This is a genomic window from Chryseobacterium taichungense (genome assembly GCF_900109935.1).
Classification (GTDB): domain Bacteria; phylum Bacteroidota; class Bacteroidia; order Flavobacteriales; family Weeksellaceae; genus Chryseobacterium; species Chryseobacterium taichungense.
This window is the reverse complement of the sequence record NZ_FOBV01000001.1, coordinates 569059-584326: the sequence shown is the minus strand read 5'-3', so window position 1 is coordinate 584326 and position 15268 is coordinate 569059. Positions and strand designations below refer to the sequence as shown.

At 39.5% G+C, this 15268-nt stretch carries 15 protein-coding genes; 11 read left to right on the top strand and 4 right to left on the bottom strand.

Annotated features, from left to right (window positions below; translation table 11 throughout):
- Positions 1 to 15: 15 nt before the first annotated feature.
- From BMW64_RS02710 to BMW64_RS02670, 9 genes are all read left to right on the top strand, one after another.
- Positions 16 to 2160 (top strand): TonB-dependent receptor, encoded by a 2145-nt coding sequence (locus BMW64_RS02710; protein ID WP_089998298.1) that lies wholly within the window; start codon positions 16 to 18, stop codon positions 2158 to 2160.
- Between the two features lie 168 nt (positions 2161 to 2328).
- Positions 2329 to 2979, top strand: a complete 651-nt coding sequence (locus BMW64_RS02705) for a Crp/Fnr family transcriptional regulator (RefSeq protein ID WP_089998297.1) — start codon at positions 2329 to 2331, stop codon at positions 2977 to 2979.
- Between the two features lie 124 nt (positions 2980 to 3103).
- Complete coding sequence (locus BMW64_RS02700; RefSeq protein WP_089998296.1) at positions 3104 to 3949, top strand: DUF5777 family beta-barrel protein; 846 nt, start codon at positions 3104 to 3106, stop codon at positions 3947 to 3949.
- Between the two features lies 1 nt (position 3950).
- A complete protein-coding gene (locus BMW64_RS02695; RefSeq protein WP_228400822.1) occupies positions 3951 to 4289 on the top strand; it encodes a c-type cytochrome in 339 nt (112 codons plus the stop codon).
- Positions 4290 to 4300: 11 nt separating this feature from the next.
- Complete coding sequence (locus tag BMW64_RS02690; RefSeq protein WP_089998294.1) at positions 4301 to 4846, top strand: YceI family protein; 546 nt, start codon at positions 4301 to 4303, stop codon at positions 4844 to 4846.
- Positions 4843 to 5370, top strand: a complete 528-nt coding sequence (locus BMW64_RS02685; protein ID WP_089998293.1) for an ankyrin repeat domain-containing protein — start codon at positions 4843 to 4845, stop codon at positions 5368 to 5370. The genes BMW64_RS02690 and BMW64_RS02685 overlap by 4 nt, the downstream gene beginning before the upstream one ends.
- A 3-nt stretch (positions 5371 to 5373) precedes the next feature.
- Positions 5374 to 6123 (top strand): T9SS type A sorting domain-containing protein, encoded by a 750-nt coding sequence (locus BMW64_RS02680; protein ID WP_089998292.1) that lies wholly within the window; start codon positions 5374 to 5376, stop codon positions 6121 to 6123.
- Positions 6124 to 6244: 121 nt separating this feature from the next.
- Entirely contained in the window at positions 6245 to 7519 is a 1275-nt protein-coding gene (locus tag BMW64_RS02675) for an alkaline phosphatase family protein (protein ID WP_089998291.1), read from the top strand.
- A 576-nt stretch (positions 7520 to 8095) separates the two neighbouring features.
- Positions 8096 to 8281: a hypothetical protein gene (locus BMW64_RS02670; protein ID WP_089998290.1), complete on the top strand. Its 186-nt coding sequence runs from the start codon at positions 8096 to 8098 to the stop codon at positions 8279 to 8281.
- A gap of 190 nt (positions 8282 to 8471) precedes the next feature.
- On the opposite strand, the gene BMW64_RS02665 is transcribed toward BMW64_RS02670, so the two are convergent.
- From BMW64_RS02665 to BMW64_RS02650, 4 genes are all read right to left on the bottom strand, one after another.
- Positions 8472 to 9206: a DNA-binding domain-containing protein gene (locus BMW64_RS02665; RefSeq protein WP_089998289.1), complete on the bottom strand. Its 735-nt coding sequence runs from the start codon at positions 9204 to 9206 to the stop codon at positions 8472 to 8474.
- 26 nt (positions 9207 to 9232) lie between these two features.
- Positions 9233 to 10180 (bottom strand): C-type lectin-like domain-containing protein, encoded by a 948-nt coding sequence (locus BMW64_RS02660; protein WP_143052629.1) that lies wholly within the window; start codon positions 10178 to 10180, stop codon positions 9233 to 9235.
- A gap of 641 nt (positions 10181 to 10821) precedes the next feature.
- Positions 10822 to 11010, bottom strand: a complete 189-nt coding sequence (locus BMW64_RS02655) for a hypothetical protein (protein ID WP_089998287.1) — start codon at positions 11008 to 11010, stop codon at positions 10822 to 10824.
- A 671-nt stretch (positions 11011 to 11681) separates the two neighbouring features.
- Entirely contained in the window at positions 11682 to 12737 is a 1056-nt protein-coding gene (locus BMW64_RS02650; protein WP_089998286.1) for an NAD(P)-dependent alcohol dehydrogenase, read from the bottom strand.
- 156 nt (positions 12738 to 12893) lie between these two features.
- On the opposite strand from BMW64_RS02650, the gene BMW64_RS02645 reads away from it, so the two are divergent.
- Both BMW64_RS02645 and BMW64_RS02640 read left to right on the top strand, forming a co-directional pair.
- The gene (locus BMW64_RS02645; RefSeq protein ID WP_089998285.1) at positions 12894 to 13793 is read left to right on the top strand and encodes a helix-turn-helix domain-containing protein; all 900 of its coding nucleotides are present in this window, start codon (positions 12894 to 12896) and stop codon (positions 13791 to 13793) included.
- Between the two features lie 63 nt (positions 13794 to 13856).
- Positions 13857 to 15185, top strand: a complete 1329-nt coding sequence (locus tag BMW64_RS02640) for a carboxylesterase family protein (RefSeq protein ID WP_089998284.1) — start codon at positions 13857 to 13859, stop codon at positions 15183 to 15185.
- Positions 15186 to 15268 lie beyond the last annotated feature (83 nt).

Here is a 15268-nt window from a genome sequence, read left to right as displayed (position 1 = left end):
TTAATTTTTAAATCGATGAAAAAATATATATGCATTGCAGCTTTATTGAGTTGTACAATTATAAATGCCCAACAATCAACAGAAATAGAGGAAGTAGCTATCCAGGGAAGAAAAAAAATAAAACAGGAACGTGCAGAATTTAAAAGACATGCTCAATCTGTAGAAACACTTTCGGAAGAAGAATTAAACAGAAATAATCCTGCAGCAATTGATCAGACTTTATCCACAATGTCGGGAATTCAGGTTGATAAGCGAACCAATTTTGGAGGGCAGAGATTGGTAGTCCGCGGATACGGAAATGACCAGAAATTTAATAACTGGGGAATAAAAGCATATTGGAATAATATACCCCTAACCAATGCAGAAGGAATTACCATTCTGGATGATGTAGATTTTGCCTATGTAAATAATGTTGAGGTAATCAAAGGTCCTGCTGCAACCATGTATGGAGGAGGAACTGGCGGAGCGGTTCGTTTTTATACACGTCCTGATTTTACAAAAGGAATCACAGTTTCCGAAAACGCCTTAATAGGCTCTTTTAAAACATTTCAGTCTCGAACCCAATTGAATGTTGCTGATGAAAATTACTCTGTAAATGCTACTTACGGACATCTTGAAACCGATGGCTACAGGCCTAACGGAAGTGGACTAAAAAACTTTTTTAACATAAACGGAACGGTAAAGCTTGGAAAAAATGACCAGTTAAGTTTTTTAGGAAGTCAGGCTTATTCTTATGAGCATACATCAGGACAGATTTCTTATGATGATTATTACGCAGGAATCGATAATGGAAATCCCGCCTATATCCGTAAAAATTCAGGCACAAAAATAAAGTCAACGAGAGTAGGATTGAGCAATGCTGTAAACATTCTTCCAAACCTTAGAAATTACACGACTTTATTTTATTATAACGCAAATACAGAAAGTGTTTCAGCAGGAGCATTCGGAATAACAAGCTCTCCAAATGTAGGCTTGCGCTCAACATTTACTTTAAAAAATGAAAGTAAGAATTTCGAAAACAGATTCGATTTCGGTACTGAGATTCAGAATTCAATGTCTACTACGTCAAGTTATCGCTTTACAGGATCTGTTACAAATCCTTTAGAAACTACCGGAATTTCCGGAGCGACTTATTTTAAATACAACAATAATCAGGCGACTTATTTTGCAATAGAATATTTAACGTATAAACCCTGGGGATTAACTTTTCTTGCGGGAATAAGTGCAAACAAAACCAATTATAACAGAAAGGATTTATTTGCAGTTCCTGGATTAATTGCAGGGAAAAAAGATCAGTCATTTGATAAACAGTATGAAACTGCGTTTACCCCTCATTTTGCGTTACAGAAAGAATGGAAGCATCAGATTTTTAATGTAAGCTATAGCGAAGGGTACAATGCTCCAACGGCAAGTTCGTCCTTTATTAATTACACCAATACTCCTAATAATGATCTGCGGCCGGAACGTGCCAAAATGGTAGATTTCAGTGTACATGGATTGTTGCTGGATACCAAGCTGGATTATCAGATTTCTTTATTCAGGATAGATTATTCTGATAAATTAACACAGCTTACAATTCCAAACTCAAATAACCAGACGTATTGGGCAAATACGGGAAGTCAAAAGAACAGCGGATTAGAATTAAGCATTGGATATCAGTACAAAAACGACAACTCCTTTCTTAACAGAATTGTTCCTTTTGCAAATCTATCCTATTACGATGCAAAGTACAAAGATTTTAAGACCAGGCTGTTAGGAGCAGATCAAATTTATGATCATATGACGGTGGTGGGTGTTCCAAGAAACAAATATGCACTTGGATTGGATATATACACAAAGCCGGGCTTATATTTAGTGAATACTTATAATTATTTGGGCAATGTATATTCAGATTTTGCAAATACCAATCTCGTGAAAGGTTTTGGATTGTTAAACTCCAAATTGGGTTATAAGAGATCTTTTGGCAGATTCGATCTTGATGCTTACATCATGGGAAATAACTTAACCAACCATGTTAATTATACTTTTCTGTTCCTGGGAAATAATATCAACGATTCGGATGCAGGAAATGGTTATCCGAAAGGAGTTGCAACAGATCTCAATCCCGGCCCGGGCAAAGCTTATTTCTTTTATGGTTTGAATATTAAGTACAAGTTATAAATAGTGAAAAATTGCAAATTAAAATTGTGATTATAAATCTATAAGCTCCTTGTTATGAAACTGCTTCACGAAAACGAAGCAGTTTTTTCATTAATTATCATTATTGAATAAATCTCTTCATTCTTATAATGATATTTTCTACCTTTGCTTTTAGATAGGATTAAGGATATGGTAAATAATCAGTTTATTATTAACAAATTTGGCTTTTTAGGCGATGTTTTTTTAAAGGAACTCAATAAACATGCTATAATAACTGAAATTAAAGCTAAAACTGAAATAGTAAGAGAAGGACAAAAAAATAAGTTTGTCCCCTTTTTGATTAAGGGGTCAATCCGGGTTTTTACGTTAAATGACGGAAGAGAACTTATTTATTACTACATCAGGGCAAACGATAGTTGTCTCATGACCTTTTCATCTATCTTTACTGACTATGTGAGCCGTGTATATGCAATTGCGGAAGAAGATTCAGAGGTGATGCTGATACCCGTTTCCGTGGTTCACGAATGGCTTATCGCGTTTCCTGAAATCAACAGGGTTTTTTATCACGAATACGACAAAAGATTCTCCGATGTGATGAGTATGGTAAATGATGCTGTTTTTCACAGGCTCGACAAAAGGGTTTTGAACTATATCAGACAGCAAATCTCACTTACCGGGAATAATCCTATTAAACTTACCCACCGCGAAATTGCAAGCAATCTGGGTACTTCAAGAGAGGTTATCAGCAGAGTTTTGAAAAAAGTGGAAAACGAAGGAGAAATTACGCAAACCAAAGAAGGAATAAAAATGCCTGTAAATGAAAATGTTACACAGGGCTAACAATTTGTATTTAATTAATTTAATAATCTCATTGATAAAAACAATCCGGAAGGTGACTTTTATCACACGATTTTGATGCGATAAGTCTATAAGTTTGTCATACTAATTTTTAATAATAAAGTGTATGACAAAAACTGTACTATTTTTGTTGGTATTGATCTCAGGATTTACCTTTGCACAGGAAGACCTGCTGAAAGATATTGACACCGTTCAAACAAAAAACACAGATACTTCACAACCGGCCTTTAAAGCGCTACAGATCGTCACCGGACAATCTACAAAACTTGCTGCAAAAAACGAGTGGTATATTGTTGTTGCCCACCGTTTCGGAGATGTAAGTAAAGGATTCAAAGATTTTTTTGGGCTGGACGATGCCTCTACCAAATTAGGAGCTATTTATGGCGCTACAGACTGGCTCTCATTCAATTTATCCAGGGAAACCAACCAGAAAACTTTTGAAGGAGGTGCAAAATACAGATTGGTAAAGCAAAACGAAAACTTCCCGGTAGATATCGTAGGATATAACGTGATGGCAGTAAATACTGATTTAAGCACAGACAATTATCCCCACCTGAAGTTTGGAGACAGGCTCGCTTATCTCACTCAGGCGTTGATTTCAAGAAGATTCAACGATGATTTTTCCTTGCAGCTTACACCATCGTATGTTCATAAAAACCTGTATGAGCCTACCATAGAAGATAAAGATCAGTTTCTTGCAGGTATCGGGGGAAGATATAAAATTTCAAAAAGAATATCCATCAATGCAGAATATTTCGTGAATTTTGACAATCACAGTTTCTATAAAAATCCTTTATCATTAGGCATGGACATAGAAACCGGGGGACACGTTTTCCAGCTTTTATTTACCAATTCCCAGATCAATTCAGATATCGGATATCTTACCAATGCGACTGGAAGATGGGGAAAAGGACAGATTTTCTTTGGGTTTAATCTTTATAGAGTTTTTTAATATGAAAAAGTTTATCTACATCATTTCATCAGCAGTTGTACTCATTGCCTGTGATAGCAGAACCTATGAAGAGATTTCCGACAATACACCTATTGCAGAAAAAGTAACCTATAATAAGGATGTTAAAGCCATTATCGAGGCTAATTGTGTAAGCTGCCATTCACCCGGAGCACAGGCGCTGACCAATTATAATCAGGTGAAAAACAACATCGACAATATCATAGACCGAATCAGCAGACCTACCGGAGATCCGCTGAAAATGCCGCAGGGAGGAAGCTTATCGCCGGCACAAATCAATATAATCACCAAATGGAAAGCCGACGGGCTTACCGAAAACTAATTAGTATTTATATGAAAAAACTTCTTGTATTAATTGTTTTAATGATTTCCGGCAATTTTATTTTTGCCCAGAAATACATGTCGAAGACAGGAAAAGTTACCTTTGAGGCTTCAGTGCCGCTTTTCGAGGATGTCTTTGCGCAGGATGACAACAACGTTGCGATTCTGAACGCAGACACAGGTGATATTGCCTCTGTTTCAGTCGTTAAAAACTTTCATTTTAAAACCAAACTGATGGAAGAGCATTTTAATGAAAGCTATGCAGAAACTGCCAAATATCCGAAGACTACCTTTACCGGTAAGATCGTAAATTTTGATAAGTCAAAGCTCACATCATCACCACAGAAATATACTGTTCAGGGAACCTTGAATTTTCATGGGGTGGCAAAAGCATATACATCTGCTGCGACAATCTATGCTAAAGACGGGAAAATATACATGACCGGAGGATTTGCAGTAAAGGCTGCAGACCATAAGGTGACCATCCCTAAAATGGTGATGAAAAAAGTTGCCGAAACAGTGAATGTTGAATATAATTATGTGCTGGTAAAACAATGAGAAAATTAATCGTAATACTAAGTGTGTTTCTTGGGTTCACCCTTACACTGGCTCAGGAGCAGGCAAAATCGATTTTTGATATTGCCCGTACAGGAACGGTGGCGGAAGTAAAAGACCTGATGAAGAAAGATCCCAACATCATCAACCAAACCAATGAAAGCGGCTTCTCTCCTCTGATTCTCGCTTGCTACAGAGGAAACGTGGAAGTAGCCAAGTTTTTGGCAGACAATGTAAAAGACATCAACTACAAAAGTAAAGAAGGAACCGCATTGTCCGGACTTGCCTTCAGATACAATAAAGAGCTTGTAGAGTATCTCCTGAAGAAAAATGCAAATCCTAATATTGCAGATGCCAACGGAACAACCCCTCTATTCTGGGCTGTAAAGTCAGGAAATAAAGAACTGGTGGAATTATTACTCAAATATAAAGCCGACAAAACCATAAAAGATTCACAGGGAATGACTCCTTTTGAGTACGCCCTGCAAACCAATAATAAAGAAATAATTAATCTCTTAAAAAATTAACGTATGAAAAAAGTTTTACTTACTTTATCAATGGCCCTGGCAACAGCTGCACAAGCTCAGTTCTCTTCGGGAATCGTAAGCCTTGGGTCAACAGGAATGACTGTAAAGTTGGCGACGTCACCAACTCAGGTTACCATTACATTAACGGGACCAGACACTAAGTATCTTGGAATAGGATTCGGAAATGTAGGAATGGCGGCCGGTGCAGACGGATTTGTGTATAATTCAACTTCCACCACCAATACTGGTTTAGATTACACTTTTGGAGGAATTGGAAATATTTCAGCAGATACTGCTCAAAACTGGACCATGACTTCTAACACGACGACGGGAGGAATCAGAACCGTAGTGGCTACCAGAACATTAAGCGGCGGTACGGGCGATTTTGCCATTGCCAATGCTTCAGGGAATATAAATATATTTTATGCCCTGGGCCCGGACCTGACTCTTCAGCATCATCAGTCGAGAGGATACGCGACATTAACAATGGGAGCAGTACTTGCTACGGGGGAAGTCGCAGCCGAAAGCAAAAAGGTTATTTTATATCCTAATCCTGCAAAAGAAACCGTAAGCTTCAAGAATGCCGACAAAATTAAATCGGTAGACATCTTTGAACCGACAGGAAGAAAAATCAAAACGGTAAAAATGGATGGCAAGGAAATTAATGTTTCCGATCTGAAGTCCGGAAATTATTACTTGGAAATTAGTCTGAAAGACGGATCAACCGCTTTTGAACAATTAATTAAAGAATAACGAAAGGCCACTGAAAAGTGGCTTTTTTTTATGCCATATACTGTTGCTTTAATGTTTTTTTAACCTGCCAGATTTTTTTAGCATTATCCCATAAGTTACCTTTGCATAAATTTTTAAACACATGAAGAAAGGATTACAAATCGTAGTGTTGATGTTTTCAATGATGCTTTTCAGTCAGAAGGGAAGTACAGATACTGCACAGGTGGTTATTCCAAACAGGTACAACAGTGTCGAAGCCCAGACAAAGCCTTACGTAATCATGATTTCGGCAGACGGTTTCCGGTATGATTACGCGAAGAAATACAACGCTGAAAATCTGCTCAGGTATTCTGCAGAGGGTGTTCAGGCAAAAGCCATGATCCCAAGCTATCCCAGCATTACTTTTCCCAATCACTGGACGTTAATGACCGGGCTTTACCCATCCCATCATGGTCTTATTGATAATTATTTCTATGATTACAAAAGAAAAGAACCCTACGCCAAAAGCAATAGACAAAATGCAGAGGACGGCACCTGGTATGGAGGTCTTCCCTTATGGGGACTGGCGGAAAAACAGGGAATGCTTTCCGCTTCTGTGATGTGGGTAGGATCAGCAAGTGACGCAGGAGCGGTAAGACCTACGTATTATTACCATTATCAAGAGAAATTTACACCTGAAGAGAAAGTTGATAAAGTTATTAGTTTGCTTAAACTGCCGATGAACAGAAGGCCTCACTTTATTTCAATGTACTTACCGGAAGTCGATGCAAGTGGGCATACCTACGGACCCGATGCCGAGGAAACCATAGAAGCCGTTCAAAAGGTTGATCTCGCAATAGGTAAACTGGTGCAGAGAGTAAACAGTCTTGGGTTAAAAAATGTAAGCTTTGTTTTCGTTTCAGACCACGGAATGATAAAGGTTGACAGCGGAACTCCCATTGAAATACCTACAATGCTTATGAATAAAGATAAATTTGATTATTATAATTCTGAGACTTTATTAAGGGTTTATGTTAAAAATCCTGCTGAGGTCAAGGCTGCCTATAAAGAATTGAAAGCCGGGAAAACCGATGACTATGAAGTATATCTTGATAAAAAATTACCCAGATACCTTCACTTCGCAACAAGGGACGACCGGTACGGCAGGATAGGTCAGATTCTTCTCATTCCCAATGCACCCAAAATATTTCTTGAAAAAGGAAAGACAACATCAGTTGGAAAGCATGGGTATAATCCCGCAACAGTCCCGGAAATGAAATCAACATTCTTCGCGTGGGGCCCTGCCTTTAAGAGTAATATGACTATTAATGAATTTGAAAATGTAAATGTATATCCATTGGTAGCTCATATCCTGGGTTTAAAGATAGATCAGCCCATTGACGGAAAATTAAAAGTATTAAAAGGAACATTAAAATAGAACCCCCAAGAGTCCCGAAGGGACGACCTAAATCAGGACAGGATAAAATCCTGTCAACAAAAATAATAACAACAATAATTTGAATAGTTTCGGCGAGCCTTTGGCTCGCCGAAACTATTCCCTTTAAACCTTCAGTACGCCCCACTCTCAAACCCTCCTACTCAAAGTTGGCTGAGCGGAGCCGAAGCCACCAATCCCGGAATCTATTTTAAACCACCCCGTCAAAAATTCCTTGAATTTTCGCCACCCCTCCGGAGGAGTGGAATTTTTCCTACTGTTTTCTAACGCTGAACTTTGTAGTTACCATGACGATGGAAATGATGACATCCGTTCAATGGCGGCTGAGGTGGTTCTCGAAGCCACCAGTCCTTCGAGTGTAACGCGGGCCTTCGACTCCGCTCAGGCGCCGCCAGTCGACAACTTTTATGTCGTTCCGTAGAATTCCATGTACCCTAACCGAAGGGAACGCTCATACTCTAAAACTCTCCAACCCTCACACACTACCACACACTTTTGTCATTGACTACGTCGAATCTGTGATTTCCGTAGGAATCTCGGCATTGTTGGTAATATTGTATGGAAAGATTCATCCTTAGATCCTTTCAGGATGACAAAGCGAACGTGGTGACATCTGTTCAATGGTGGCAGAGGTTCTCGAAGCCACCAGTCCTTCAATTCAAACCTCCAACCCAACGGTGGCTGAGCGGAGCCGAAGCCAAAACTCCGGCCGGGAAAGATTTCCCAACCGGAGTAACACACTGATGAAAATACCCATCTTTATGATGGAATGATGGTTTGTTCTTGCGTTGAGGTAAGCCGTTTACAGTACAATATTACTTACGTACTGAGGACACACCATCCCTCCAGCGAGGGAAACACGGTCCTCCGAGTGAAGGAAACACCTTCCTTCGGACGAGGGACAAGGTAGCGTACGGGCGACACCATTGATTTCCTATTCAACGGTTAATAATTTATCTAAAAGAGCGACTCTTGGTTCCTTTAGAAAAGCACTGTTCTTAGAAAACTGCGTTACCACTTCCAGGTTATAAGTACCTGCTGCTAGTGCAGGAATTACTACCATAAGTTCCGAAGGATTGTTGGTCACGATATCACTTGGCTCTACTTTGGTTCTTTCCTGTGTAGCAACGTCTACAAAATAGATCCCTACCGAAGAATTTTCGCCTGCGACTTTGATCTTGCTGCCCACAATCTTCAGGTTTCTTCCCGGTGTAAGCAGATCATTCACCGAACCACTCTTCACGTCCGTTACCTGCAAGATGACTGCAGAAGACTCCGCTACACCTAAAATATTGACCTCAATATTCGGAATCTCAGCCCGTAGTTTTTCTCCCTGGTTGAACTGGAAGATAATGCTGTGTTTATCTTTGTTAAAAGTCTCCGACGGGCTGTCGAACACCCCGCGGATGGTGGTGCTTGCGGTGAAGTAACCGGTGTTTACGGAAAAGCCGTCACAAAGCTGGTAGGCCATTTCCTTAAGGAATAGCTCAGTCGCATGTTCCATTGCCGACGCGGAAACATCTGCTCCACCACGGCTGGCGGCAGCTTCACAGATCTGTTTTACAGAAAGGGAACGCTCGCTTGCCGTACGGGCAATGAAGTCATTGGGGTTGTCTTTGGTTAAGGTATTATCGTAGAGATACGCTTTGATTTTGTGTAAGATTGACATTATAATTTTATTTTAACTATATATTACTATTGCTGAAATTCTACTATAAAACCTCCCGTAAGTCCTATACCAACAAGATTTGCAGTTACATCATGCCAGGGATGAGTAGAAGTGTACCCATTGTACACTTTAGTGTTTCCTGCATTTTTATTTACAAAAGTTACAAATCCTTCCGATCCACCATCTGGCTGATTAGTAGCAAACCACCCCGCTTTTCTTATAGAATTATTCCCTCCTGCCGAATAATCATGATTAGGCTGTTCTCCGGTAATCCATTTCATTTCAGGATCGGGAACAAGACCCGCGCCGGCAAACCATGAAAATCGTGCCATTCCTATATAACCTCCATTTGTATTAAATGCACTATAGGCTGTTAATAAATTGGTTTCTACATACTGCCATTCCGCATCAGAAGTGAAAACGGCCAGATAACCTCCCATATTTTTTGCCGCATTATAAGCCTGATACCAGGTTATAGATGCACTGGTAGAATAAGAAGCGTACGTATGCCCGCCAAAACTTCCTGTTCCTTGCCGGGTGGCAGTAGCAGAGCCTATCGTTAAAGTCGCCGGAGCATCGACTGATGCTGTTGCCGTGGTGCTGGGTACATAGCCTAAGATGTTGGGATCTGCAGTCGTTGTATAGCTTATGGTACTTCCTGAGCTGTTAATCTTTTTCCATTTGGTCCCATTAAAATAATAGAATCCGGGTTCAGTAATTTCAACGGTAAAGGTATTGGGAGCGGAGGCTGCTGCCAGAGCATATATAAGTGTTCCGATTTGGTTTGAGCCGTATGTTCCTAATTGAATTTGATCGGCAGTCAATCTGGGAACAATGATCCCTTCCGGTTTGCTGCCATCTGTGGTTTTGGCTTTGATTTCGAGTGTGGCTTTTGGTGTAGTGGTATTGATCCCTACTTGTGCTAATGCAGTCATGCTGAATAGTATTGCTGCGGTTATAAATAAATGTTTCATTGTTTTGTATTTATATTGTTGTTATATTTTTAATTGTGAACACGAAGCCCACAAAGATTTTTTATTGTGATACGTTTTTAAGTTTCACAAAGGCGTTGCACTTATAAGAGAGCACAAAGCCAGCTATTGTAAAGACTCACTATAAATTTTTAAAACCCCACCTTACCACTCCGATTGTCATCCCGTAGGGATCAGCCCGAATCTTTCCATGCTACTATTACCAGCTATGCCGAGATTCCTGGGGAAATCACATATTCGACGTAGTCAATGACAAAGAGTTGTAAATGCCGGTGACTGAGTCTCGAAGTCACATTCTCTGCACTTATAAGAGCTTGTGGAGTTTATCGTCACTTCGAGTAGATTTTGAAAAAATCATATCGAGAAGTTTGTGAGTTTGAGGATGAATTTCATTCTCGATACATTTTTTCTTCACCTTGTTACGAAAAAACACTCGAATTGACGAAACACGAATGGTACTGATTGTTGAACACTAATCTCACTAATGTTGTGTGATTTTTTTTGCTGAGATCCCTACGGGATGACAAACGGAGCGGATAATGAATGAAAATCTTTGATTTTCAAAACTTCCGTGTTCTTTTGTTTTCAAAGTTTTAACCTTATGTGACTTTTGTGTTAAAAATTTATACTTCTAATTGAATTCCAGGTGGAGGACGGCCGAAATGATTGATGGTAATATGTTTTAGCTGAAAAGGATAGAAAGTAATATAAATATGTTTTTCTTTATCTCTTCTTACGCTTAATAGAATAAAAGAAAATAGTATTGCTTTCTGCTGAAGCTTCACTGGAGAAGAAGTCCCGATAACCGCCATTGAAGAAGAATTGAAAAGGAACCCAACACTATGTTTGCTTGTCGGACTACTTTTATAGCAAGTATTCTCTGCTGGACTACTTATTGACTTTGGAGTGGAACTTCTTGAAGCAGATATCTTAAGAACAGTTTTGGACCACTCCTTAAAAGAGTCTTTTTTTAAGGTTTGACTGGAACTATATATTGGAGATTCTGAATACAAAAATGAGTCTTCGGATATGAAGATAACAGAATCCGATGGAGAAAAAGGAGTATGTGAACTGAGGGAACTAAAGATGAGAAATACCTGACAACAGAGCATCCTTACGCTATAACGCAGGAAGATAGGGAACTGAGGAAAGGGCATCATTTGTTTTTTCATTGTGTTTAAAAAAGTAGTCTCACCTGGACTACTATTAAAGGCAATGATTTAAGAATCAATATAAACTGCTTTTTTTAGGCTAAAAACAGGTGCGGTTTCTTTCCCCCTGAAATGCCCAGTTTTTAAGGGGATTTTAGGGTTTAAAATTAATTAACAGATTAAAAAACAACAGATTATTATTTGGAAGTAATGATAATTTGTTTACATTTGTCACAGAAAAAGTAGTCCAGGTGAGACTACTTTTTTCATGACCTGATTTAAATAAAAAGCTCTCCGAAGAGAGCTTAATTAATAATAATATATCTGGCAGTTTACAAAGACTGCATATCGATTACAAAACGGTATTTCACATCACTTTTCAGCATTCTTTCATACGCTTCATTGATCTCGCTCATTTTGATGAGTTCAATGTCGGAAACAATATTGTGTTCACCACAGAAGTCCAGCAGTTCCTGAGTTTCTGCAATTCCTCCGATCAATGATCCCGCAACAGAACGACGCTGGAAGATCAGCGGTCTTGTGCTTGGTTCCTCTTCCTGGAATTCTCCTACAAAACCTACCAGAACCAGGGTCCCGTTCAGTGCTACAGTCTGCATATAAGGATTAATATCATGCTCATACGGAACCGTATCGATAATGACGTCGAACTTACCTCTTACAGCATCCATCTGATCCTGTTCGGTTGAAATTACGACATGATCAGCGCCCAGCTTTTTAGCATCTTCTGTTTTACCGGGAGTTCTTGAAAATAAAGTAACTTCGGCTCCCAGGCCTTTTGCCAGTTTGATCGCCATATGTCCCAAACCGCCAAGTCCTACCACGGCAACTTTAGAGTTTGGGCCAACATTCCAGTGTCTCAAAGGTGACCAGGTCGTTATACCTGCGCACAAAAGAGGGGCTACTGCAGCAAGATCAAGGTTCTCAGGAACACTGAGAACGAAATGCTCATCGACCACCACTTTTTGGGAATATCCTCCAAATGTATGGCCTCCCAGATGTTTATCTTTCCCATTGTAGGTTCCCGTAAATCCGCTTTGGCAGTATTGCTCAAGATCTTGTTTACAGCTCTCACAGTGTCCGCATGAATCGACCATACACCCAACAGCCGCCAGATCTCCCACTTTGAACTTAGAAACTTCACTGCCGACATTGGTGATCCTCCCTACGATCTCATGGCCGGGAACTACCGGATACATCGAGCCTCCCCAGTCGTTTCTTGCCGTATGAAGATCAGAATGACACACGCCACAGTAGAGGATTTCGATCTCGACATCTTTTGGGGTTACTTCTCTTCTTTCGATATTCATCTCGGCTAAATCTGCAGTCTTGGATTCTGCACCGAAAGCTTTTACAGTAAATGTACTCATGATATATGTAAGTTTAATTAATTGATATTTATGCAAAAATCGCTGCTTTTTGTGTAATCATACTTATATAGATTACAGAATGATATACCAATTTTACCTTGATCGTAAAATATGCGTTTTAAATGTGGTAATTTTGATCTGCGTAAGAATTCAATTATGAAAAACCAGGCAGACTTTATCAGCAGCATCTCCGAGTACAATAAAATGACAAATCATGAAACCCTGCATCCGTTGGTGAGTGTGATTGATTTTTCTAAATCCGATCCCATCTGTCAGTTCAGAAGAATATTCGGATTTTATACCGTATTTCTGAAAGATGTTGTTTGTGGTGATATGTATTACGGCAAACACAGCTATGACTACCAGGAAGGAACACTGGTGTTTATCGCACCGGGGCAGGAATACGGAATTAATAATGACGGCAAATACATACAGCCGGCAGGATTTGCGCTGATGTTTCATCCTGATCTGATCAAGGGTACGAATCTGGGAAAGAATATAGGGGATTATAATTTCTTTTCTTACGATGTGCATGAGGCATTACATCTTTCGGAAAAGGAAAGAGAGATCATCCTGGACTGCTTCAAGAATATCAGGTTTGAGCTGGAGCATTCCATCGACAAGCACAGCAGATCTCTGATTGTTAATAATATCGAACTCTTTTTAAATTACTGCATGCGTTTTTACGACCGGCAGTTTATCACCAGAGATTATATCAATCAGGGGGTTATAGGTAAATTTGAAAATTTATTGGATGAATATCTGGCATCCGAGAGACCTAAAACGATTGGTTTTCCGATGGTCAATTATTTTGCTGAGCAGCTGAATCTTTCGGCAAATTATTTTGGTGATTTAATGAAAAAGGAGCTTGGGATTTCTGCCCAGGAATTTATTCACAACAAGCTGATTGAAGCAGCAAAGAAGCAGATTTCCGACCCGGCAAAATCCATCAGTGAAATTTCGTATGATCTGGGTTTTAAGTATCCTCAGCATTTTACGAGATTGTTTAAAACCAAAACAGGAGTATCCCCGTCTGTATATAAAGCGTTGAATTAGCCGGCATATTGTTTTAAAAAAGATAAATCATTACTTTTAAGGTGAAATATAATCTGTTCCTGAATGACAACAATGCAAGAGAAAGGAATTCACACCTTTTATACTTCTTTCGGAAAAATTTCAGCATTAAAGGAAAATGGTGTTATCAGAGCCAAAAGCATTCGGTATGCCCATTCCGAACGATTTAAAAAACCAGAACCAATAGATTATATTGAGTCACACGAAATCCCGGATAAGACTCCGGTATGTCCGCAGAATGTAAGTCCGTTGCTTGACAGGCTGATTCAGAAGACTGATGTTGAAGCATTTCAGCCTGAAGAATCAATACAGTTTCTTACAATTACACGCCCTGAACATTTTAATGATGATGAAAAGCTCCCGGTAATTGTCTGGATTCACGGAGGCTCATATGAGATCGGATGTGGTGATCTGCCTACTTCAGATCCTTCCGTCTGGGTAAAAGAACAGAATATTATTGTTGTTTCCGTATCTTACCGATTGGGACTTTTCGGATTTCTGGGTGGTGACGAGGAAAGACCTGCCAACCTGGGATTGTATGATATCATGGCCGCTCTGCAATGGATTAAGAAATATATACGTGATTTTGGAGGGGATCCTAAAAATATTACCCTTTTCGGACAGTCATCCGGTGGCGATGCGATTGCTCATCTTATGATCTCGGAAGGAATAGAAGGCTTGTTTCGAAGAGCAATTATTCACAGTGCACCATTAGGTTTCCGGCTCAGAAGACAGAATATGTCCCTTGAGTTTTTCAGGAAGACCGGTATTTTAAAAGATGAATCCGATCCTTTGAAGATGGTCGAAGGCTATGTTAAATTTCTACCTTCTTTCAGAAAATACGGACTGAAAACTTCAATGCCTTTTTGTACACAATATGGTTATCCGCCTTTATGCAGAGAAGAAGAAAGCCTTGAAAAGTGGAAAGGCAATGCACAACAATATGATGTTTTGATCGGCTCTAATCAGGATGAAACGGCTTTCTATGTCAAAACAGCACAGGAGGGAATCTACACGTATCTGCCTCATAAAATTCTTAATACCATCGTAAGAAAAACCACCGAATCGATTTATGAAAAACCGGCTAAGATCTTTGCGGAGAATTATGCAGCTGGCGGTGGAAATATTTATCAGTTCAGTATTCAGTCAACGTTAAAGAACAATTATATTGGAGCTTCGCATTGTGTCGATCTTCCCCTTATCTTTGAAAATAAAGAAGCCTGGAAATCGGCAGAATTACTAAAAGATGTTCCATGGGAATACATTCAGGAAAACGGAAGAAAGCTTCGCGCGCTTTGGGCAGAATTTGCCAGGACCGGAGTCATCTCTGAAAACTCTGAAAGACCGGAAGTCCTTAAGCTGCGAAAGGTTTAGAGCCTGTTTAGATTTTTACTTAATATTTTAGATTTTTACTTAATGTTAAGCTCTTTAATTTAAACACAAATGACACTGCTACC